Source organism: Pseudomonas sp. Irchel 3E19 (genome assembly GCF_900187585.1).
Classification (GTDB): Bacteria; Pseudomonadota; Gammaproteobacteria; order Pseudomonadales; family Pseudomonadaceae; genus Aquipseudomonas; species Aquipseudomonas baetica.
This window is the reverse complement of record NZ_FYDT01000010.1, coordinates 33,885-55,411: the sequence shown is the minus strand read 5'-3', so window position 1 is coordinate 55,411 and position 21,527 is coordinate 33,885. Positions and strand designations below refer to the sequence as shown.

Genomic DNA, 21,527 nt, shown 5'->3' with positions numbered 1-21,527 from the left:
GTTCATGAAGCACGAAAAAATAACCCTCTCCCAGCTCGAAGGTTTTCTCTTCAAAGCTGCCGACATCCTGCGCGGCAAGATGGACGCCAGCGAGTTTAAGGAATTCATCTTTGGCATGCTTTTTATCAAGCGCCTATCCGACGAGTTCGACCGCAAGCGCACGACGCTACGCAATACCACCTACGCCCACCTGAAGGGGCAGCCCGAGCTGCTGGAGGAACTACTCAATGACAAAACCTCCTACGGCGATACCTTCTTTGTGCCGCTCCGCGCCCGCTGGCAAGAGGGCTGGGTAGATGAAGAAGGCAACGAGGTGCCGCCGCTCAAACATCTCAAGCACGACATCGGCAACATGCTCAACAAGGCCATTGCGGCCGTTGAAGATGAGAACGACGCGCTAGCCGGGGTGCTGAAAAATAACATCGACTTCAACGCTGTAAAAGGCAAGACAAAGATATCTGATCAGAAGTGGAAAGACCTCCTCGATCACTTCAACCAGCCCCAGTTCGTATTGGTCAACGAAAACTTCGAGTTCCCTGACCTACTTGGTGCTGCCTACGAATACTTGATCAAGTATTTCGCCGACAGCGCTGGTAAGAAAGGTGGAGAGTTCTATACGCCCGCAGAAGTAGTGCGCCTGCTGGTGCAGCTCACCAAGCCGGAGGCCGGTAATACCGTCTACGATCCCACTGCGGGCTCCGGCGGCTTTCTCATTCAGGCGCACCAGTATGTGGAAGAGCAGGGCCAAGACCCGAATGATCTCGCCCTCTACGGGCAGGACTCCAACGGCACTGTCTGGTCCATCTGCAACATGAACATGATCCTCCACAATATCACCCGTTTCACCATCGAAAACGGGGATACGCTGGAAGATCCGCAGATTCTTGAAAAGGGCCAGCCGCGCAAGTTCGACCGCGTGCTCGCAAATCCGCCGTTCTCGCAGAACTACAGCCGCGCCAGCATGACCTTCACCAGCCGCTTCCGTGAGTTCTGCCCGGAAACCGGCAAGAAGGCCGACCTCATGTTCGTTCAGCACATGACCGCTAGCCTTAAGCCCGACGGCCACATGGCCACCGTCATGCCTCACGGTGTGCTATTCCGGGGGGGCAAGGAAAAGCTCATTCGCGAGTTACTGATCGAAGATGATCATCTTGAAGCCATCATCAGCCTGCCCCCCGGCCTGTTTTACGGCACCGGCATCCCCGCCTGTGTGCTGGTAATTAACAAAAGCAAACCCGATGCGCTGCGTAATCAGGTGCTATTTATCAATGCTGATCGCGAATACGCAGAGGGCAAGAACCAGAACAAGTTACGCCCCGAAGACATCGAGAAGATTGACCACGTCTTCACCCACAAGCTGAGCATCGATAAATACAGCCGAATGGTGGATAAGGTGGAGATCGTTAATCAGCACGACTACAACCTCAACATCCGCCGCTACGTGGATAACACTCCGGCCCCCGAGCCGGAAGACGTGCAGGCTCACCTTATTGGCGGCATCCCCAAGGGCGAGGTTGCCGCTAAAAAGTCCAAGTTTGAAAAGTTCGGCGTGCAGCCCGATATCCTCCTAGAACCTCTGCGCTCGAGCTATTTGTCCTTCCGTCCTTCGCTAGGCACCAGGTCCGCCATCAAAACGACCCTCGAGGCAGACGAGAACCTTCAAGCCAGGCTAGCCGAGCATCAAACCGCACTAGAGCAATGGTGGCAGGTGGCACGGGATGACTTCGCCCAACTGAGGGAAGGACGCAAACTTCCCGACGTGCGTTACGAGTTGCTCACCACGCTCAAGTACAAACTACAGCCCCTAGGTGTGCTGGATGAATTCAAGAGCGCCGGCGTATTCGTCAACTGGTGGCAGTCCATCCGCTACGACTTGAAGACTGTCGTATCCACCGGCTGGCACCACACATTGATCCCGGATAGCTACCTCATCGCGGAATACCTTCAGAGAGAAGCCGACGAGATCAAGGCGCTGGAGGGCAAAATCAACGAAGCCCAAAATGAATTAGCCGAAGCCGTAGAAGTCGCCGCTGAAGCTGTCAGCTATGAGCCGGAAGAGGCCGAAGGCGAAGAAGGTGACGCAAAAATTACCGCTACAGTCATCAAAAAATACCTGAAGTCTCTTATTGATGACTTCGCCGATGCCAGTACCGACTCCGCCAGAAAGGAGCGCAAGCATTACGCCGACCTGCGTGATGGTATCAGTGCCACCGAAAAGCGAATCAAGGACCACAAGGATCGGCTCAAGATCAAGCAGAGTGAGCTGAATCAGAAGCTGCAGCTAAAGCGAATCGGTGGAGAAGAACCAAAGGCTGAAACTAGGACAATAATCGCCCATGCCAAGGCCGCCATGCAGGGCCTGAACCCGGAAATAAAGGACCATAATAAAAAAATCGCTGCCCTACAAAAGGACATAGCAGCGCTTGAGAAGCGACTCGCCCGCATTGACGATCTGCTCGCGGCCATCGGCGGCCCGTTGAGCGAGACTGACGCCAAGCGCCTGATATTGAAAAAATTACACGACCTCGCCGACACGGAATTGCTTCGATATTTAAACGCTGAGAAGCGGGAGCTGATCGCCATCGTCGAGAACCTGTGGGACAAGTACGCGGTGTCGAGTGAGACTCTGGAGAAGGAGCAGAAGAGTACGTTGAAGACGCTCAATGGCTTCCTCACTAGCTTGGGGTATCTGGCATGACCGGCAATCTTCCTGACTCGTGGCAATGGAAGTCGTTGCGCGAGGTGGCAACGATCAATTACGGGAGATCAGCGAGTGCCATTCTTTCGGATGAAGGAGAGATACCTGTTGTCGGTACTGGTGGAGTTGAAAGATATGGCAATAACTATCTGTATGATGGCGCATCTATTATTCTCGGTCGAAAGGGGACTATCGATAAAGTGTCGTATATCGATGGTAGGTTTTGGCCCATTGATACGGCGTATTTTTTAAATGCCTTCCAAGAGGGGGCGAGAGTAAGGTGGCTATATTACTTCTTGCAGACTGTAGACCTTCGTTCGTTAAATGAGGCTACAGGCGTTCCAAGTTTGTCGCGTGAGCGTCTCTACAAGCTCGTGATTCCAGCGCCTTGTCCTCAAGAGCAAGAAAAAATTGCTGAGATTCTTGCAACGCTCGACCTCGCCATCGAGCAAACCGAGGCGCTGATCGCCAAGCAACACCGCATCAAGGTTGGTCTGATGCAGGACCTGTTTACCAAAGGTATTGATGAGCACGGTAACGTTCGTTCCGAAACCACCCATGCTTTCAAGGATTCTCCGCTTGGACGGATTCCGGTGGAGTGGTCTGTAAGCTCGTTGGGCGCTTTAGCTAGGTTTCAATCAGGGTATGCTTTTAAAAACCAAGAGCTCACTGAAACCGGTTTGCGAGTTGTCCGAATATCGAATCTTCATAAGGAGAATTTTCCATATTGGCACTACGATGGTTTGGCTAAGGAAAGTTGGTTTGTGCATGAGGGCGATATTCTATTTAGCTGGGCCGGAGTCGCCTCATCGATTGACTGCGTCCGTTATATTGGTCCTAGTGCTCTCCTTAACCAACATATATATAACTTGGTTATTCCCGATGAGGCGTTAAGGGCGTTTGTGTATTACTCGCTTCAAAGTTACCTTCCTAAACTCAGGACCGAAATTGAAGGGGGCGCAGGGCAGCTTCATCTAACAAAAGGCAAGATCCAGTCCATCGTCATTCCTCAGCCGGGTAATGCGGAACTGACTAAAATTGTAGAAACGATGGAGAAGGAAGAGGACGTGCTTAGTGTCTACAAAAAGCAATTGAGCAAGACAAAATCTCTCAAGAGTGGGCTAATGCATGATCTGTTGACCGGTACACGGCGTGTCGTACCATTTCTTGCGCAAGCCGCCAAATAATAGAAGGATCTCCGCGTGGCCTACCTGGATAAGACCCCCTCACATATTCGTATCGACGAGCGCAACCACGTCGAAGAGCCACTGCTCCACCAGTTGGTTGGACTGGGTTGGGAAGTCATAGACCTGGAAATGAAGCAGGAACCGAAGCAGAGCTTCCGCGAAAGCTTTACCGAGGTGGTGCTTGGGTCGGTGCTGCGAGAGCAGTTGAGGGTAATCAACCCTTGGCTGGAGGAGGACCAGGTGGAGGAGGCGGCGAGAAGACTTACCGCCAGCTTTCCCGGCAGCAACCTGCTTGAAAACAACCGCCATGTACTGAACTTGCTGCTGGAAAACACCAGTGTGGCTGAGAACCGGCAGACCGGCGAGAAAAGCCCCACGGTACGCTATGTTGACTTCGCGACGCGGAACAATAACCGCTTTATCGCCATCTGCCAGTTCAAGGTGCGCATTCTTGGCACCGAGCACCACATCGTGCCGGATATCATATTGTTCCTGAATGGCCTGCCAGTGGTGCTGATCGAGTGCAAGTCTCCCAAGACGAAGGAGCCGATTCCTGAAGCCATTGACCAGATGCTGCGGTATAGCGAGCAGCGCGGCGCAAAGGGGGAGGGCAGCGCACCACTGTTCTACTTCAATCAGTTCGTTGTGGCCACATGCCGCAACCAGGCCAAGTTCGGCACCATTACCACCCACAATGAAAAGCACTTCTACCGTTGGTCCGACCCGTGGCCGCGCACAGTGGAAGATCTCGCCCACAGCGGTAGCAGTCCTAACGATCAGCAGCGCCTAGTGGCGGGGATGCTAGATCGGCAGAACTTGCTGGACATCATCCGCACCTTCACCATTTTCTCGGAATCGGAAAAGGGGGAGCTGATCAAGGTTGTTGGGCGTTACCAGCAGTTCCGTGCCGTGAAGCTGGCGGTACAGCGCCTGTTGAGTGGCAAGACTCCAAGGGCGCGAAGCGGCATTGTCTGGCACACCCAGGGTTCCGGCAAATCGCTGACCATGATGTTTATGGTGCGCGAGATGTACCGACACTCACAGCTCTCAAAATGGAAGGTAGTGTTCGTTACTGATCGCACACAACTTGAGCAGCAACTCGGAGAGACTGGTGGCAGTATCGGCTTTACCGTAAAGGTGGCAGACAGCATCGCTAAACTGAAGGAGCTGCTGCGCAGCGATTCCTCTGACTTGGTGATGGCGATGATCCACAAGTTCCGCGAGACGGACTTGTCGGAAACCTTTCCGGAGTTGAACAGCAGCACGAGCATCCTGGTGATGACCGATGAGGCGCACCGCTCGCAATACTCTTTGCTCGGTGCGAATCTGGACAGGGCTATCCCCAACTCAGCGCGCATTGGTTACACCGGCACCCCTATCGATAAGACCGAAACGGTGTTCGGCGACTATATTGACAAGTACACCATGCGCCAGGCCATTGAGGACGGCGTGACGCTGGAGATCGTCTACGAAGGCCGCACCCACAACGCTGAGTTGGGGGACCAAGCAGGCATGGATAGCGTATTCGCCGACGTGTTCAGTGAGTACAACTTGGAGCAGCGGGTGAAGATCCTTGGTTACGGCTCCCGCGACGCCTATTTGGAAGCTAAGTCCACTATCGCAGCCAAGGCCACGGATATGGTGACGCACTTTCTGGAGCACGTGTTACCTAACGGTTTCAAGGCCCAGGTGGTGGCCACTTCGCGTGAGGCGGCGGTGCGCTATAAGGATGCGTTGGATGCGGCTTTGGCGGCAGCCATTAAGAAGTTAGAGCAGACCAATCCTCTCAATCTCGACCTAGGACGGTTGAAAAAGCTCCAGACCGACGTGGTGATCTCAGGTAACCATAATGATCTGCCCCACATCAAGGCCTACACCGACAGCGCCCGCCATCAGCGCACCATCAAGAGCTTCAAGTTACCCTTTGATGGCACCGACGAAGGCGTGACCGGCGAGATTGGTATCGTAATCGTCAACAACATGCTGCTGACGGGCTTCGATGCGCCAATCGAGCAGGTGATGTATCTGGATAAAGTGATTGTCGCGCACAACCTGCTACAAGCCATCGCCCGCGTGAACCGGGTAAGCGGAGCGGCCAAGGAGAAGGGGTTTATCGTAGATTACGTAGGCATCGGCCACCACCTCAAGAAGGCTATCGACAACTATGAGGAACGTGAGCAGAAGGAGGTGCTCGACTGCTTGAGCTTTCCCGAGGACGAAGTGCGCGCTCTGCAGGCCGACTACAAAGCCATCATGGAGCTACTGGAAAAGTATGGCCTGACCGATTTTAACGACCTTGATGCCTTCTTTGACCTGTTCTACGACGAGGATGTGCGCTTTGAGTTCATGCTGGCCTACAAGAAGCTGACCCGTAGCCTCGACTTAGTTTTCCCTGCCAAAGAGGCGTTGGGATACCTGAAAACCTACAACGCGCTTACCGAGATCAATGTGCTGGCTGGCCGCCACCTGAACGACCAGCGCCTGAGTATGAAAGGCATTCCGCCCAAGTTGCGGGCTATCACTGATGAATATCTGGCTTCGAAAGGCATTGATCAGAAGGTAAAACCGATTTCGATCCTCGACGAGGGCTTCGAGAGCCAGGTTGGTAAACGTAAGCGCGCCAAAACCAAGGCCGCGGAGGTGGAGCATGCCATCCGTCACCATCTGGACATAGAACTCGACGACGACCCAGAGCTACAGGCTTCTTTTTCCATCGCTCTTGCGGAGATACTGCAAGAATTCGCCAACAATTGGCAGACGATCTATGAAGAACTGGAGAAACTGCGCAAACGTATCATCGAAGCTTCCAACGAGCCGACCTACGGTTTGCACAAAAAAAAGCAGATGCCATTCTTTCGTATGCTTCAGGCCGAGCTGGGTCATGCCATGGATCAACACCCCAGCTATGCAGGAAAACCGGATGAGCGCATCGCCGTACTGATCGACCTAACCCAACAGATCTACTTGGTGGTTGAGCGTGAATTGAAACTGGCAAGCTTCTGGGAAAGTGTGCCGGCGCGTAACAAGCTGAAGGCGGAGATTCTTTATATTCTTCTCTCGGAGTCCTTTGCTTCGTTGCCAAGTGTAGCCCCCCTTCGTAACCAGATCATTTCGCGAGTGATGGAAATCGCCGAGAAGAACAACGACCGGATTCTGTACGCGAGTTGATATGGAATTGACCTACAAAGTTGTCTACTCGAAGCGCAAGAGTCTAACCATCTCGGTCGAGCGTGACCGCTCTATTGTAGTAAAAGCGCCGGAAGGTACAGCACCAGAGAAGATTCATCGGATCGTGGAGTCGCGCAAGCTGTGGCTCTACGAAAAGACTCGCCATGCGCAGAAATACAGCCCGCTGCCGCATCCGCCGGGAAAGGAGCTGGTTGCCGGAGAATCCCTGCCTTTCCTGGGGCGGCATTACCGCATTGAGCTGGTGGCAGGGGACGGCGGCATCCGCTTTGAGCAGAAGTTTCTGGTGCCACAGACGCTGACAGGCAAGTCAGCGGCATTTCGCAACTGGTTCGTTGCGCGCGCCGAGGAGAAAATACTGCCGCGCGTGAAGATGTACGCTAACAACCTCGGGGTCACTTACAAGGAAGCCAAAATCGGGGGTGGCAAATACCGTTGGGGATCATGCACACCGAACGACAACGTGATCTTCAACTGGCGTTTGATCAAAGCGCCTATGTTCGTGATCGACTATATCGTCGTGCACGAGCTGACCCACCTTATCGAACCTAACCACACGCCCCGTTTTTGGAACATCGTAAACGCCCAGGCGCCAACAATGGAGAAAGCCAAGGCGTGGCTACAGAAACATGGCGCACTGCTGGAGGACGATATTTAAAAGTGCCGCCACGGGGAAGTTGGCATTACTGAACGATCTAAATCACCCCCGGTTATTTAGACCCTTTTTATCCGAGACGCTTCTGCCGTTTGAGCTTGAATGGGACCAGCTTCGGCTGGCGTTTGAGCTGTACGTCGCCAAGCAAGGGTTCCAAATCGAAGAGCCGACGCAATGTACCCAACCGAACGGCCGGCGCACGGGGCTTAACCGCGAAACCCCAAGCTTTCGCATGCGACCTCCGCCATACGCGGCGTGTAGGACGCAGTTGCCGACTTCTATTAATGCGAGGACTGTACGTCGTGTAAAAAGTCGCCCGATACTTGTGGCATCGGGCGACGGCTTCTTACTTCAGAAAGGTTGGTTTGTAGTATTCATCGAGGAACCAGTAACGATTGATGCATTGCCCTTTGTGCGGGTGAGCTTTCAGAAATTTGAGTACCTCACTTTCAACGATTTCCAAGCATTTCACCGTACGACTGTACTTGTGCAGATCCTCTTCTTTGACCAGCGCCTTGTCACGATCAAACCGCTGACCTTCGTTCAACTGTGCCTGATCGTAACGAACCTCTTTAAACATGCCGGTTTCGACGAGAGCTCCAATGACCTCGGTCGTCACTTGCATAGTGTTTTTGTAAGAGGAGTCTTTGGAAAGGAAGCAGCCGCGAATGAATGGTTCGAGCGAAAAAAGCTCAGTCCGTTCAAACTGGTCAAAACGTTTCGCGCGCTGATTAATCGGCATGCTGAGCAAGCCGGAGCGAGCCCAGTAGTCGACGAAACGAGGCAGGTCAATGGCGGCACCTGGACCGCCGTTGGGAAGACGGATTGAAAGCCCATCTTCGCTCAACAGAGATGGTTTTTGGGGAGCGAGTTGGTCTTCACCCAGGAGCCGCTTATACTCGGCAAAGGGGAGAATCGCGTACAGCGGTTGCTGTGCGTCGTCGTAAATGAATTGTGCTTTTGAGTTCATGTTTATTTACCTGAGGGAATTTATCAAAAGCGAAATTGCTTTCGATAATGCTCACTGAGCGAGTTATGATCGCTCAGTGAGTGGGTGATCGTCACTCAGTGAGTAAATATCAAGCTTTTTCTACTATGATTTCTCCTCTATCGGCCTGCCTTCGTGCAGGCCTTTTTTTACCAAAAAAATTCAGACTTCGGCCATGCCGAGTTTTTTTACGACCGCAAAGCGGGCTGACCAAACCCAAGGGGGGCACCGAGGCAGACGGAAACCAGATTGATCTTGAAGATCCAGCAGTGAAAACCGAGATCGCGGCCGCGGTGGGAGCAGCGGCTCTGGGACTTAAGAACAAAACACCGATCTGCTTGGCTCGCTCCGATCACTAAAACTGAGCTGGGCGTCTTCAAAACTCAATTTGAAGGCTTGGACATTGCCGCCTTGAAGAGGCTGCAGACCAAGGCGGGCAATACAAAGAGATCAAACTGATTGCCGAGCACAAGTTGGACGAGGTCATCACTCGCCGCACTGAGCGCCTGCGCACCCGAAACTTCTAAGCTGTTCGCTGGATAAAAAGCGGCTATGACGGACCGATATGGGTAGTTTTGTGCCTGTCGCTCTAGACAGTTACAGAGCGAGCCCAGCCGAGCGCTGTCAAAAAATCGAGTCGATGGAGCAGCGGGTAACCCAGCGTCTTGGTGTGGGTCAAAGTGTGGGTCAAAGATTCATTTTTGTATGAGGTCCGCATTCTAAGCGGCTTTCAGGCATTAAAAAGCCGGCTTGTGGCCGGCTTCTCGGGGACTGGCTTGGTTTATTTTTGGTAAACCGCGTCAGCCTTCAAAAGGTACACCCGGATCTGCGTCCGGCTGTGGGACTTGGTAGACGTTGGTCTGCCGCGTCGGGCGTCATCTGAGCCGCGGGAGCGGGTCGATGCGCGAATGTGGGGCGCAGGATACTGAGTTTTGCTTTGGATTCCCAGCCTGAAGTGCGGGCTAGAGCGATTTCTGCGCCAAAAATCCGGAATTTGTACCGTTTGTCCGGGCCTCTTCGCGAGCAGGCTCGCTCCCACAGGGTTCAGTGCAGACTCGAAAAAAACGCATCAGGTCAAAGAAACGGCACCACCGGCCGTCTCTTGCTCAGCGTCGACCACCAGAACACCCAGCCCAATATATGAATCCTCTGCTCTTCTATCTGCGCGGGGCGGAAGACTTCGTCCGGATACTCGGCGCTGTTGTGGCTGCGCAGGCGCAGGCCGTTGCCCGGCATACGGTGCAGGTATTTGATGCGCAGCATGCCGTCGTGTTCGATGGCGTAGATTTCGCCGTCGACGACCTGGGTCAGGCTGCGGTCGATAGCGACGATCGAGCCGTCGTCGATGCGGTCGGCCATGCTGTTGCCGATCATGTGCGCGCAAATGGCGTCGCTGGGGCGGATTTCCAGTTGATCGAGGTGTGCGCGCAACAGGCGAATGGACAGGTCCGGGTCCTGGATGACGTGGGTTTTGTCAGAGCCGTTGGTCAGTGGCGTTTCCTTGAAGAACGCCAGGTTGATGTCGTTTGGGTCAATGACGGTGTAGACGCCGCGGATGGATTGGGCATCAAATGTATCGCCGTTGCTGGCAGGCATTTGCAGGCGCGGGGACTCTTTCGTGCCTTCGCCGGTTTTCAACCATTCGCTGTTGACGGACAACAGCCGTGAGACTTCTTCCATGCGATACGCCGGGACGCCACGGGTGTACCAGTTGTGGATATTTTGGGCTTCCGTGCCCCAGAACTTTGCGAAACCGGTGGTGGTGATGTTCGCTGCTTCCAGGAGTGCCTTGAATCGTGGACCGCTAGTGTTCTTTCTCATAAACACGGAGTCTACGGCCGCGCTAGAGCGGTTTGAATAAACCGGGCGTTCAAAAAAAGCCTGAATTTTGCGACGGGATGTAAGACGCACTTGTGGGAAATTACACGCCTTAAAACTTTTCTGTAATCCGCCATAAACGCATTGTTTAATGCGCGCGGAGAAGTCGAAAAAAAACCCGGAAAAACCGGGTTTTTTTCAAGCGTTACGCAAGTCGCAGGCTTAGCCTTTGTAGGCAGCAACCGACTTGGTGATCGCATCGCGAGCGGCGTCTGCACCGGCCCAGCCTTCGATCTTGACCCATTTGCCTTTTTCGAGATCTTTGTAGTTCGCGAAGAAGTGCTCGATCTGCTGGATCAGCAGTGGCGGCAGGTCGGTGTATTCCTTCACATCGACGTACAGCTGGGACAGCTTGTCGTGCGGGACTGCGATGACTTTGGCATCGCCGCCGCCGTCGTCGGTCATGTTCAGGACGCCGACTGGACGCGCGCGGATCACCGAGCCTGGTGCAACCGGGTAAGGGGTCACAACCAGCACGTCGAGGGGGTCACCGTCGTCAGCCAGGGTGTTCGGGATGAAACCGTAGTTGGCCGGGTAGAACATTGGGGTGGCCATGAAACGGTCAACGAACAGGCAATCGCTGTCTTTGTCGATTTCGTATTTGATCGGCGCGTGGTTGGCCGGGATCTCGATCGCGACGTAGATGTCGTTCGGCAGGTCTTTGCCAGCCGGAATCTTGCTGTAGCTCATTGGGCGTTGCCCCCGTAGTTGACCAAAAACACTTGGCCGGATTGACCAAAAAGTGGCGGCGATTATAGGCATATTCTGCCGCGTACGCCATGTACTGAGCGTCGTGCTGCGCTTAGTCGTGAGCCTGATAGACCGGGTCTGTGGCCTGAAGTTGCCGCAACCTGCCCAATGGATCCTGCCGGTAGAAACGCTTGAGTTGCAAGTAGACCTGTGGATAAGCCTCGTGCAGCAGATCCGGGGCGCTGAAGAAGTACTCGCTGGTGACGGCGAAGAACTCCGCCGGGTTTTCGGCGGCGTAGGGGTCGATGGCGGTTTCAGCGTCTGGGTCGCGGTCGAGTTGCTGATTGAGATGGTCGTAGGCCTTCTGCATCACTTCGGCCCAGTCGCTGACGCGCATATCGGCGTGCAGCGGCGGCAGGCCATTGGCGTCGCCGTTGAGCATGTCGAGTTTGTGCGCCAGTTCGTGGATCACCAGGTTGTAGCCTTCCCAGCCACCACTGGCCATCACCCCCGGCCAGGCGAGGATGACCGGCCCTTGTTGCCAGGCTTCGCCACTGTGTTCACCGTCCCACTCGTGTTCGACACCGCTGGCGTCGCGATGGCGCTGCGGGCTGAGGAAGTCGTCGGGGTAGAGAACGATCTCGTGAAAACCCTGATACCAGTTCAAGTCGCCCAAATGCAGAAGCGGCAATTGCGCCTGGGCGGCGAGCAGCAGGCGTTGCTCCTGGTGCAGTTCGACGCCGGGCAGGGCGGTCAGGTGTTTGTCTTCCAGAAATAGAACGCAGGCTTCGCGCAACCATTGGTCTTCGGCGACCGTGATGCCGTCGAGGAAGCTCAGGTGATGGCGCACCCGTTGCCAAAGGTCGTCGGCAATCGGGTGCTTTGCCAGAATGCGCCGGCGTCGCCAGGCGCTCAGCGACCACATCGGCTTAGCGCGATTGCGCTTTGGCGCCGCCGAAACGGCTGCGAACCACGCCGAGGATCATTGGCACCAGCGACAGTAGAATGATCGCTACTACCAGCAACGACAGGTTCTTCTTGATGAACGGCACGTTGCCGAAGAAATAACCCAGTGTCACCAGGCCGCCAACCCAGAGGATGGTGCCCAATACGCTGAAACCGAAGAAGCGCGGATACGGCATTTTCGCCACGCCAGCGACGAACGGCGCGAAGGTACGGATGATTGGCAGGAAACGCGCCAGCGTCACGGTCTTGCCGCCGTGCTTGTCATAGAAATCGTGGGTTTTTTGCAGGTAATCGCGACGGAAGATTTTCGAGTTCGGATTGCTGAACAGTTTTTCCCCGGCCGTTCGTCCGATCACGTAGTTGGTGCTGTCGCCCAGGATTGCCGCGAGCATCAGCAGACCGCCCAGCAGCACCGGGTCCATGCCGCCGCCAGCCGCAACGGCGCCGGCAATGAACAGCAGCGAATCACCCGGCAGGAACGGCATCACTACGAGACCGGTCTCGCAGAAGATCACCAGAAACAGGATGGCGTAGATCCACGGCCCGTAGTTGTTCACCAGCAAATCGAGGTAGACATCGAGATGCAGGATAAGGTCGAGCGGGTTGAAATCCATGGGGGCACCTGTAGTGGCGGCCCGACTCGGCAGGCCTGTGCGGATGACTTCGTGTAAGCCTACAAGCAGGTGTAGTTTTTCTTACAAGCCGGAAAGCTCGGGATTATACGGTCTGAATGATGAAAAGCGCGTTGGTTTTGTAGCGGGGGATGTCGGGGTGTGAACAATTGTCAGGTATACCGGGAGGGGGATAAAAGATCGCAGCCTTCGGCAGCGCCTACACTTGGAATACGTTCCCCTGTAGGCGCTGCCGGAGGCTGCGATCTTTTCGATTCAAAGCTCTTCGCTGATCGGCAGCACGTAGTTCTTGAATTCGGTGTCTTCCTTGAATCCGATGGATTCATAGGTTTTTTGCGCGACTTCGTTGTTGCTGCTGGTGGACACGCGCATACGTACGGCCTGGGTTTCCTTGGCCATTTTCTTCGCGGTGCGGATCAGGTTGTCGGCAACCAGTTGGCGGCGGGCGTCTTCGGCGACGTAGATGTCGTTGAGGATCCACACGCGTTTGAGTGACAGCGAGGAGAAGCTTGGATACAGCTGGCAGAAACCCATCAGTTTCTTGTCGTCATCATCGGCCAGGGCCAGATAGATCACCGATTCCTTGCGGCGCAGGCGTTTTTCGAGGAACGCGCGGGAGGAGTCCGGGTAAGGCAGGGAGCCGTAGAACTCGCGATATTTGACGAACAACGGGGTCAACAAATCCAGATGTTCGAGGGTCGCTTGAATAATCCGCATGATAGGTCTCGTCTTCAAGTGGCTGTCTTCAACTGCTCTGACGGCGATGGGAAACCCTGGCGGCCGTGCATCGATCCTGCCTGAAACCAGCGCAGAAACGCAATGCGGAATCGGTTCAGGCTGGGGGCGGAGCGAGTAGGAAGTTTCCCTTCATGTCCGCCTCTGCGTCCGACTCCAGCGTCTGAACCTGTGCTTCGTCCTTCAGATTGACCCCCGACAGCTGCCGCCGGCAGGCTTCGCGCATCAGATACAGCAAGCGATGCGCCGCCATGCCGTAGCTCAAGCCCTCAAGCCGCACGTTGGAAATGCAATTGCGGTAGGCATCGGTCAGTCCGACTTTTGGATTGTAGGTGAAATACAAACCCAGGCTGTCCGGCGAGCTGAGGCCCGGGCGCTCACCGATCAGCATCACGACCATCTTTGCGCCGAGCAGTTGGCCGACTTCATCGCCGACGGCGACCCGGCCCTGTTCCACCAGAACGACAGGCGCAATGGACCAGCCGTCAGCGCTCATCTGCTCTTGCAGCCGAGTGAGAAACGGCAATGTGTGGCGATGGACCGCCAGTGCCGATAAACCATCTGCCACGACAATCGCCAGATCGACACCACCTGGATGCGCCGCCGCGTAGTCACGCAGGCTCTGTGCCGAATCTTCACTCAACTTGCGCCCCAGGTCGGGACGTTGCAGATAACTGTTGCGATCCGCTGCCGCGCTGTGCAGAAGCAGGCTTTCGCGCCCACGTTCAGCGAGTTGCGCACCGAGCCCGGCATGGTCGAACGGCAAATGCACGGCATCCCGCGCCTGCGCGTGGGCGAACTGGAAATCCAGTTGCGCGCGGGTTGGCAGGCTGGTGCCGGTACGGCCAAGAGCAATTCGTGCCGGGGTCAGGCGACGCAGTTCCAGCCATGGGTTTTGTGGGTCGACAGGCGGTTTTTCCATAAGACTCATCCCAGTTGTGCCAGCGCCTGGCGGAAGGCCGGCGGCAGGTTGTTGCCGAAAAGCACCTTGCCGTCGGCCTGAGTGAAGATGCCCATACGGGCCAGCCACTGTTCGAATTCCGGGGCCGGTTTCAGGCCCAGGGTCTGCCGGGCGTAGAGCGCGTCATGGAACGAGGTGGTCTGGTAGTTGAGCATGATGTCGTCGGAGCCGGGGATGCCCATGATGAAGTTGATCCCGGCCACACCCAGGAGGGTCAGCAGGGTGTCCATATCGTCCTGGTCGGCTTCGGCGTGGTTGGTGTAGCAGATGTCGCAGCCCATCGGCACACCGAGCAACTTGCCGCAGAAGTGGTCTTCGAGGCCGGCGCGAATGATCTGTTTGCCGTTATAGAGGTATTCCGGGCCGATAAATCCTACGACGGTGTTCACCAGGAATGGCTTGAAATGTCGTGCCACGGCGTAGGCCCTTGTCTCGCAAGTCTGCTGATCGACACCGTGGTGGGCGTTGGCTGACAAGGCGCTGCCCTGACCGGTTTCGAAATACATCAGATTTTGCCCGAGGGTGCCGCGATTCAGGCTCAACCCGGCGTCATAGCCTTCCTGCAACACATTCAGGTTGATGCCGAAACTGGCGTTGGCCGCTTCGGTGCCAGCAATCGACTGGAACACCAGGTCCAGCGGCACGCCGCGGTTGATCGCCTCGATCGAGGTGGTGACGTGGGTCAGCACGCAGGCCTGGGTCGGAATGTCGTAACGCTGGATGATTGCGTCGAGCATTTCCAGCATGGCGCAGATCGAGGCGATGCTGTCAGTGGCCGGGTTGATGCCGATCATCGCGTCGCCGTTGCCGTACAACAGACCGTCGAGAATGCTCGCGGCGATGCCGGAGGGCTCGTCGGTCGGGTGATTGGGTTGCAACCGCGTCGACAGACGTCCGCGCAGGCCGAGGGTGCCGCGGAACTTCGTCACAACGCGGATTTTCTGTGCGACCAGCACCAGATCCTGTACGCGCATGATCTTCGACACGGCGGCGACCATTTCCGGGGTCAGGCCGGGGGCGAGGGCGCGCAGGCTGGTTTCATCGGCGGCGTCGCTGAGCAGCCAGTCGCGGAAACCGCCGATCGTGAGATGGCTGACCACGGCGAAGGCTTGTTTGTCGTGAGTGTCGATGATCAGCCGGGTGACTTCATCGGACTCGTAAGGAATCAGCGCTTCTTGCAGGAAATGCGTGAGCGGGATGTCGGCCAGCGCCATTTGCGCCGCTACGCGCTCGCCGTCATTGAGCGCGGCCACCCCGGCGAGGAAATCCCCGGAGCGCGCCGGGCTGGCCTTGGCCATGACGTCCTTGAGGCTGTCGAAGCGATAGGTCTGGGCGCCGACCGTGTGAGCGAAACTCGCCATACAGAATTCTCCGTGACGGCGCAGGCCAGGCCCGCGCCGTGGTTTTCGACCGTCAGTGCAGGGCTTCTTCAGCTTTCTGAATCGCCGCAAATTCTTCTTCCGGCGTACCTGCTACCAAGTGATGTCGACTGTAGAAAGCAAAGTAAGCAATTAACACTCCATAGATGATAGCGGCGCCGATCACGACCCGCGGATCGACCAGGAATCCCGCAATCACGGCGATGCAGGCCAATACCAGCGCAACACCCGAAGTGAAGATGCCGCCGGGCGTACGGTACGGACGATCCATTTTGGGGCGACGAATGCGCAGGGTGATGTGCGCGGCCATCATCAGCACGTAGGAAATGGTCGCGCCAAACACCGCCACCAGAATCAGCAAATCGCCCTGGCCAGTCAGTGACAGCCCGAAACCGATGATCCCCGGAATCACCAGCGCGAGCACCGGTGCCTTGCTTTTGTTGGTCTCGGACAATTTGCGCGGCAGGTAGCCTGCGCGGGACAAGGCGAAAATCTGCCGCGAATAGGCGTAGATGATCGAGAAGAAACTGGCGATCAGCCCGGCCAGACCCACGAGATTGACGAAACCGCTCATCCAGGTCGAGCCGCCGTAGGCTTTGCTCAATGCTTCAACCAGTGGGTTGCCCGACGTCAGCAGCGAGTTGGCACCGGCGCCGCCCGGCCCGACGATCAAAATCAGCAGGGCAAACGCCAGCAGTACCAGCATGGCGCCGATGAGCCCGCGTGGCAGGTCGCGCTTGGGGTTTTTGGTTTCTTCGGCGGCCAGCGGCACACCTTCCACAGCGAGGAAGAACCAGATCGCGTAAGGAATAGCCGCCCACACGCCAACGTAGCCGAACGGCAGGAAAGGGCTGGCGCCGGTAGCGCTGGTCACAGGGATGTCGAGCAAATTGGCGACGTCAAAGTGCGGCACCATGGCCACCAGAAATACACCGAGCGCCAGAGCGGCGATGGCCGTGATGACGAACATCAGCTTCAACGCTTCGCCAACCCCGAAGATATGGATGGCGATAAAAATGATGTAGAACGCCAGATAAATCATCCAGCCGCCGACGCCAAACAACGATTCGCAATAAGCGCCGATGAACACGGCAATCGCGGCCGGGGCGATGGCGTATTCGATGAGGATGGCAGTACCCGTCAGGAAGCCGCCCCAAGGGCCGAAGGCACTCCGTGCAAATCCATAACCGCCACCGGCCGTGGGAATCATCGAGGACAGTTCGGCCAGGGAAAAACACATGCACAAGTACATGGTGGCCATCAGCAGTGTCGCGAGGAACATGCCGCCCCAACCGCCTTGCGCCAGGCCGAAGTTCCAGCCGGCATAATCGCCTGAGATCACATATGCGACACCGAGCCCGACCAGCAGAACCCAGCCCGCGGCACCTTTTTTCAATTCGCGTTGTTGGAAGTAGTCCGAGCCGACTTTTTCGAAGTCGACGGAAGAGCCGGACGCCGGAGCACCAGCAGGAGATTCGCTAGGCATAGGGTTCACCATTCTTATTGTTTTATTGGCCCGATTGTTCCGTCAGAAACCATGGGGTTGAAAGGCACACCGCTTTCGCGAGCAGGCTCGCTCCCACATTGGAGTTGTGTCGAGTCGAACATTGCAGGTGCACGCAATTCCCTGTGGGAGCGAGCCTGCTCGCGAAAGCTATCTGAGGGGCGATGCAGAAATGACTGCCTCGCCCCCCATCCGCTTAGAAGAAGCCCAACGGATTGATGTCGTAGCTCACCAGCAGGTTTTTGGTCTGCTGATAGTGATCGAGCATCATCTTGTGGGTTTCACGGCCGACGCCGGACTTCTTGTACCCACCGAACGCGGCGTGCGCCGGGTACAGGTGGTAGCAGTTGGTCCACACGCGACCGGCCTTGATCGCCCGGCCCATGCGGTAGGCGCGGTTGATGTCGCGGGTCCACAAGCCGGCGCCGAGGCCGAACTCGGTGTCGTTGGCGATGGCCAGCGCTTCGGCTTCGTCCTTGAAGGTGGTGATGCTGACCACCGGGCCAAAGATTTCTTCTTGGAACACACGCATTTTGTTGGTGCCCTTGAGCAGGGTCGGCTGGATGTAATAGCCAGTCGACAGATTGCCCTCGAGTTTTTCCACCTTGCCGCCAGTCAGCAGTTCGGCGCCTTCGCCCTTGGCGATTTCCAGGTACGAAAGAATCTTGTCGAATTGCTGCTCGGACGCCTGCGCGCCGACCATGGTGTCAGTGTCCAGCGGGTCGCCCCGTTTGATCTGCAGGACTTTCTTCATGACCACGGCCATGAACTCGTCGTAGATCGATTCCTGTACCAGCGCGCGGGAAGGGCAGGTGCAGACTTCGCCCTGGTTGAAGAACGCCAGCACCAGGCCTTCGGCGGCTTTCTCAATGAAGGTCGGCTCGGCCTGCATGATGTCTTCGAAGAAGATGTTCGGCGATTTGCCGCCCAGTTCCACGGTGGACGGAATGATGTTCTCGGCGGCGCATTTCATGATGTGCGAGCCAACCGGGGTCGAGCCGGTAAAGGCAATCTTGGCGATGCGTTTGCTGGTGGCCAACGCTTCGCCGGCCTCTTTGCCAAAGCCCTGAACAACGTTCAGCACGCCCGGCGGCAGCAGGTCGCCGATCAGCTCGACCAGCACGGAAATACCCAGCGGAGTCTGCTCGGCAGGCTTGAGCACCACGCAGTTACCCGCGGCCAGGGCTGGCGCCAGTTTCCACGCGGCCATCAGGATCGGGAAGTTCCACGGGATGATCTGACCGACCACGCCCAGTGGTTCGTGAATGTGATAAGCCACGGTGTTGCCGTCGATTTCGGCAGCGCTGCCTTCCTGGGCACGGATGCAACCGGCGTAGTAGCGGAAATGGTCGGCGGCGAGCGGGATGTCGGCGTTGAGGGTTTCGCGGATGGCTTTGCCGTTGTCCCAGGTTTCGGTGATCGCCAGCAGTTCGAGGTTGGCTTCGATGCGGTCGGCGATTTTCAACAGGATCAGCGAGCGCGCCTGCACCGAGGTCGCACCCCAGGCGTCAGCGGCGGCGTGGGCGGCGTCCAGTGCCTTGTCGATGTCTTCGGCAGTGGAGCGTGGGAATTCGGCAATTGGCTGGCCAATCACTGGCGAAGTATTGGTGAAGTACTGACCTTTGACAGGCGCGACGAACTCGCCGCCGATGTAGTTACCGTACTTGCTCTTGAACGAGACTTTGGCGCCTTCAGTACCGGGGTGAGCGTAACGCATGATGATGTTCTCCTTGGCTTTGTACTTATTAGAGAAACGCGCAAGTGCGCTTGCTATAAGCGTAGAGCAAGGGTCGGGCCACTGCCGTGCAGGTCAAGTAAATCAAGGCCTTGCGCAGTTTTTGTCGGACGGACGGATTACCACTGTGACGGTTTCGGTACAGATCGGGTGACAGTTTGTACCGTTTTTGGCACAGCCTGTGACCGGGCAGTCTGGCCAGCATTGCAATGCGCCGGTGGCTGGAGGATGCTGGGCGTCACCTCAAGCATTGGGCCGTCGAGCCTCGGGGAGAACAATAAGAAATGCACGACAACCATTTGAATCGCCATGCCCAGCAGGTCCTCACCGCCACCCAAGGCAAACCGCACCTGCACGGGCCCGGAGCCGATCCGTCGATTGCCCGCTCGTGGCTGCGCTGCCTTGAGGACTATCACCTCGACCCCGCGCTGAGCATGGCGCCTACCGTGCTCGAACACGGGCGCGTGCTCGAAAGCCGCGAACGTCTGCAGCAGGTGTTGCAGATCGCCGGCAATGAGATGAGCAGCCTGCATCAACAACTCTCCGGCGCTGGTCATGCGGTGCTGCTGACCGACGCGCGCGGGGTGATCCTCAACTGCGTCACCGCGCCTGCCGAACGCAAGATTTTCGAACGCGCCGGCCTCTGGCTCGGCGCCGACTGGAGCGAAGCCTGTGAAGGCACCAATGGCATCGGCACCTGTCTGGTCGAGCGTCAGGCACTGACTATTCACCAGGACGAACACTTTCGCGGACGCCACACCGGCCTGACGTGTTCGGCGAGCCCGGTGTTTGACCCCCATGGCGAACTGCTGGCCGTGCTCGATGTGTCCTCGGCGCGCCACGACGTCTCGCGCCAGAGCCAGTTCCACACCATGGCGCTGGTCAATCTGTCGGCGAAGATGATCGAGAGCTGCTACTTCCTGCGCTGTTTCGATAACCAATGGCTGCTGCGTTTCCACTTGCAGGCCGAGTCCGTCGGCCTGTTCAGCGAAGGGCTGCTGGCGTTCGACGGGGAAGGGCGGATCAGTGCGGTCAACCAGAGTGCGCTGAACCTGCTCGGGCATATTCGCGGTGGCTTGCTCGGCAAACCGGTGGAGGCGTTTTTCGATTGCTCCCTCGATGAATTGCTTGGCCGGGCGAGCGCCAATGCCAGCGCCAGTTGGCCGTTGCGCACCCGCGATGGCCGGCATCTGTTTGCCGTGTTGCGCGGCGAATCGCGCAAGCCGACGCCGATCATGCCGACGCCGGTTGTGGCCCAGACTCCGCGCTTGTCGGGTATCTGCCTCGGCGATGCGGCGTTGCAAGCAGACTTCCGCAAAGCCCTGCGCGTCTTCGAGCGTGATGTGCCGTTGTTGATCAATGGCGAAACCGGCTCTGGCAAAGAGGCCTTCGCCAAAGCAGTGCATCAGGCCAGTCAGCGCTCGCGCAAGGCGTTTGTCGCGCTCAACTGTGCGGCGATTCCCGAGAGTCTGATCGAGAGCGAGCTGTTCGGCTATCGCGGCGGTAGCTTCACCGGCGCGCGCAAGGACGGCATGCGCGGCAAGTTGCAGCAGGCCGATGGCGGTACGTTGTTCCTCGATGAAATCGGCGACATGCCGCTGGCCTTGCAGACACGTTTGCTGCGGGTGCTGGAAGATCGGCAAGTGGTGCCGATCGGCGGCGAGCCGGAAGCGGTCAACGTGCGGATCATCAGCGCGACCCACCGCAATCTGCTGGAACGGGTTGCGGACGGCAGCTTCCGTGAGGATCTGTATTACCGACTCAACGGGCTGGAGGTGGCGTTGCCGGCGTTGCGCGAGCGCAGTGACAAATCGCAACTGTTGGACTTCCTGCTGGCCGAGGAGGCGAGCGGGGAAACGATCCTGATTGAAGAACCGGCGCGGCAGGCGTTGCTGGCGTTCAACTGGCCGGGCAATGTGCGGCAGTTGCGTAATGTGCTGCGTACGTTGGCGGCGTTGTGTGATGAGGGAAGGATCGGGCTGGAGGATTTGCCGGTAATGATTCGCCAGGCGCGGCCACAGGTGTTGGAGGTTTGCTCATCCGAACATCCGCTGGAGGATGCCGAGCGGTTGGCGTTGCTGAATGCCCTGGAACAGCAACGCTGGCATATGACGCAGACGGCGCAGCAGCTTGGGGTCAGTCGCAATACCCTCTATAGAAAGCTGCGTAAACACGGGATTGCCCGCTAAACCGCGCCGCACCGTTCGCGAGCAGGCTCGCTCCCACAGGGTTAGCGCCAACCTTGTGGGAGCGAGCCTGCTCGCGAAGGTGTCGGCAAAGGCGAAACACAAGGTGCGAATTCCCCCTCCCTACGCTAACCTGCGGCCATGTTT

The 21,527-nt window shown here is 57.0% G+C and carries 15 protein-coding genes; 5 read left to right on the top strand and 10 right to left on the bottom strand.

Going from position 1 to position 21,527, the window contains the following annotated elements:
* The first annotated feature begins 4 nt into the window (after positions 1 to 4).
* From CKW18_RS08820 to CKW18_RS08805, 4 genes are read left to right on the top strand one after another with little or no spacing between them, the layout of a single operon-like run.
* Positions 5 to 2,698 (top strand): type I restriction-modification system subunit M, encoded by a 2,694-nt coding sequence (locus tag CKW18_RS08820; protein WP_095188476.1) that lies wholly within the window; start codon positions 5 to 7, stop codon positions 2,696 to 2,698.
* Positions 2,695 to 3,885, top strand: a complete 1,191-nt coding sequence (locus CKW18_RS08815) for a restriction endonuclease subunit S (protein WP_095188475.1) — start codon at positions 2,695 to 2,697, stop codon at positions 3,883 to 3,885. Before CKW18_RS08820 ends, CKW18_RS08815 begins: the two co-directional genes overlap by 4 nt.
* A 15-nt stretch (positions 3,886 to 3,900) precedes the next feature.
* On the top strand, positions 3,901 to 7,053 hold the full coding sequence (locus CKW18_RS08810; RefSeq protein WP_218274344.1) for a type I restriction endonuclease subunit R: 3,153 nt from the start codon (positions 3,901 to 3,903) through the stop codon (positions 7,051 to 7,053).
* Position 7,054: 1 nt separating this feature from the next.
* Complete coding sequence (locus tag CKW18_RS08805) at positions 7,055 to 7,729, top strand: M48 family metallopeptidase (RefSeq protein WP_095188474.1); 675 nt, start codon at positions 7,055 to 7,057, stop codon at positions 7,727 to 7,729.
* A 343-nt stretch (positions 7,730 to 8,072) separates the two neighbouring features.
* On the opposite strand, the gene CKW18_RS30535 is transcribed toward CKW18_RS08805, so the two are convergent.
* From CKW18_RS30535 to CKW18_RS08750, 10 genes are all read right to left on the bottom strand, one after another.
* On the bottom strand, positions 8,073 to 8,696 hold the full coding sequence (locus CKW18_RS30535) for a hypothetical protein (protein WP_170947231.1): 624 nt from the start codon (positions 8,694 to 8,696) through the stop codon (positions 8,073 to 8,075).
* Positions 8,697 to 9,788: 1,092 nt separating this feature from the next.
* Positions 9,789 to 10,535: a S24 family peptidase gene (locus CKW18_RS08790; RefSeq protein WP_095188473.1), complete on the bottom strand. Its 747-nt coding sequence runs from the start codon at positions 10,533 to 10,535 to the stop codon at positions 9,789 to 9,791.
* Between the two features lie 219 nt (positions 10,536 to 10,754).
* Complete coding sequence (gene ppa / locus CKW18_RS08785) at positions 10,755 to 11,282, bottom strand: inorganic diphosphatase (RefSeq protein ID WP_095188472.1); 528 nt, start codon at positions 11,280 to 11,282, stop codon at positions 10,755 to 10,757.
* Positions 11,283 to 11,394: 112 nt separating this feature from the next.
* Positions 11,395 to 12,207, bottom strand: a complete 813-nt coding sequence (locus CKW18_RS08780) for a zinc-dependent peptidase (RefSeq protein ID WP_095188471.1) — start codon at positions 12,205 to 12,207, stop codon at positions 11,395 to 11,397.
* A gap of 4 nt (positions 12,208 to 12,211) precedes the next feature.
* A complete protein-coding gene (locus CKW18_RS08775; RefSeq protein WP_095188470.1) occupies positions 12,212 to 12,862 on the bottom strand; it encodes a DedA family protein in 651 nt (216 codons plus the stop codon).
* Positions 12,863 to 13,135: 273 nt separating this feature from the next.
* Positions 13,136 to 13,597: an N-acetyltransferase gene (locus tag CKW18_RS08770; protein WP_007910890.1), complete on the bottom strand. Its 462-nt coding sequence runs from the start codon at positions 13,595 to 13,597 to the stop codon at positions 13,136 to 13,138.
* A 115-nt stretch (positions 13,598 to 13,712) separates the two neighbouring features.
* Positions 13,713 to 14,537 carry an ethanolamine ammonia-lyase subunit EutC gene (gene eutC, locus CKW18_RS08765; RefSeq protein WP_095188469.1) on the bottom strand — a complete coding sequence of 275 codons (825 nt, stop codon included), beginning with the start codon at positions 14,535 to 14,537 and terminating at the stop codon, positions 13,713 to 13,715.
* Positions 14,538 to 14,542: 5 nt separating this feature from the next.
* The gene (locus CKW18_RS08760) at positions 14,543 to 15,937 is read right to left on the bottom strand and encodes an ethanolamine ammonia-lyase subunit EutB (RefSeq protein ID WP_095188468.1); all 1,395 of its coding nucleotides are present in this window, start codon (positions 15,935 to 15,937) and stop codon (positions 14,543 to 14,545) included.
* 52 nt (positions 15,938 to 15,989) lie between these two features.
* A complete protein-coding gene (gene eat, locus CKW18_RS08755; RefSeq protein WP_095188467.1) occupies positions 15,990 to 17,441 on the bottom strand; it encodes an ethanolamine permease in 1,452 nt (483 codons plus the stop codon).
* Between the two features lie 214 nt (positions 17,442 to 17,655).
* Positions 17,656 to 19,176, bottom strand: coding sequence for an aldehyde dehydrogenase family protein (locus tag CKW18_RS08750; RefSeq protein ID WP_095188466.1), 1,521 nt, complete (start codon positions 19,174 to 19,176; stop codon positions 17,656 to 17,658).
* A gap of 302 nt (positions 19,177 to 19,478) precedes the next feature.
* On the opposite strand from CKW18_RS08750, the gene CKW18_RS08745 reads away from it, so the two are divergent.
* Positions 19,479 to 21,383: a sigma-54-dependent Fis family transcriptional regulator gene (locus CKW18_RS08745; RefSeq protein WP_095188465.1), complete on the top strand. Its 1,905-nt coding sequence runs from the start codon at positions 19,479 to 19,481 to the stop codon at positions 21,381 to 21,383.
* Positions 21,384 to 21,527: the final 144 nt, after the last annotated feature.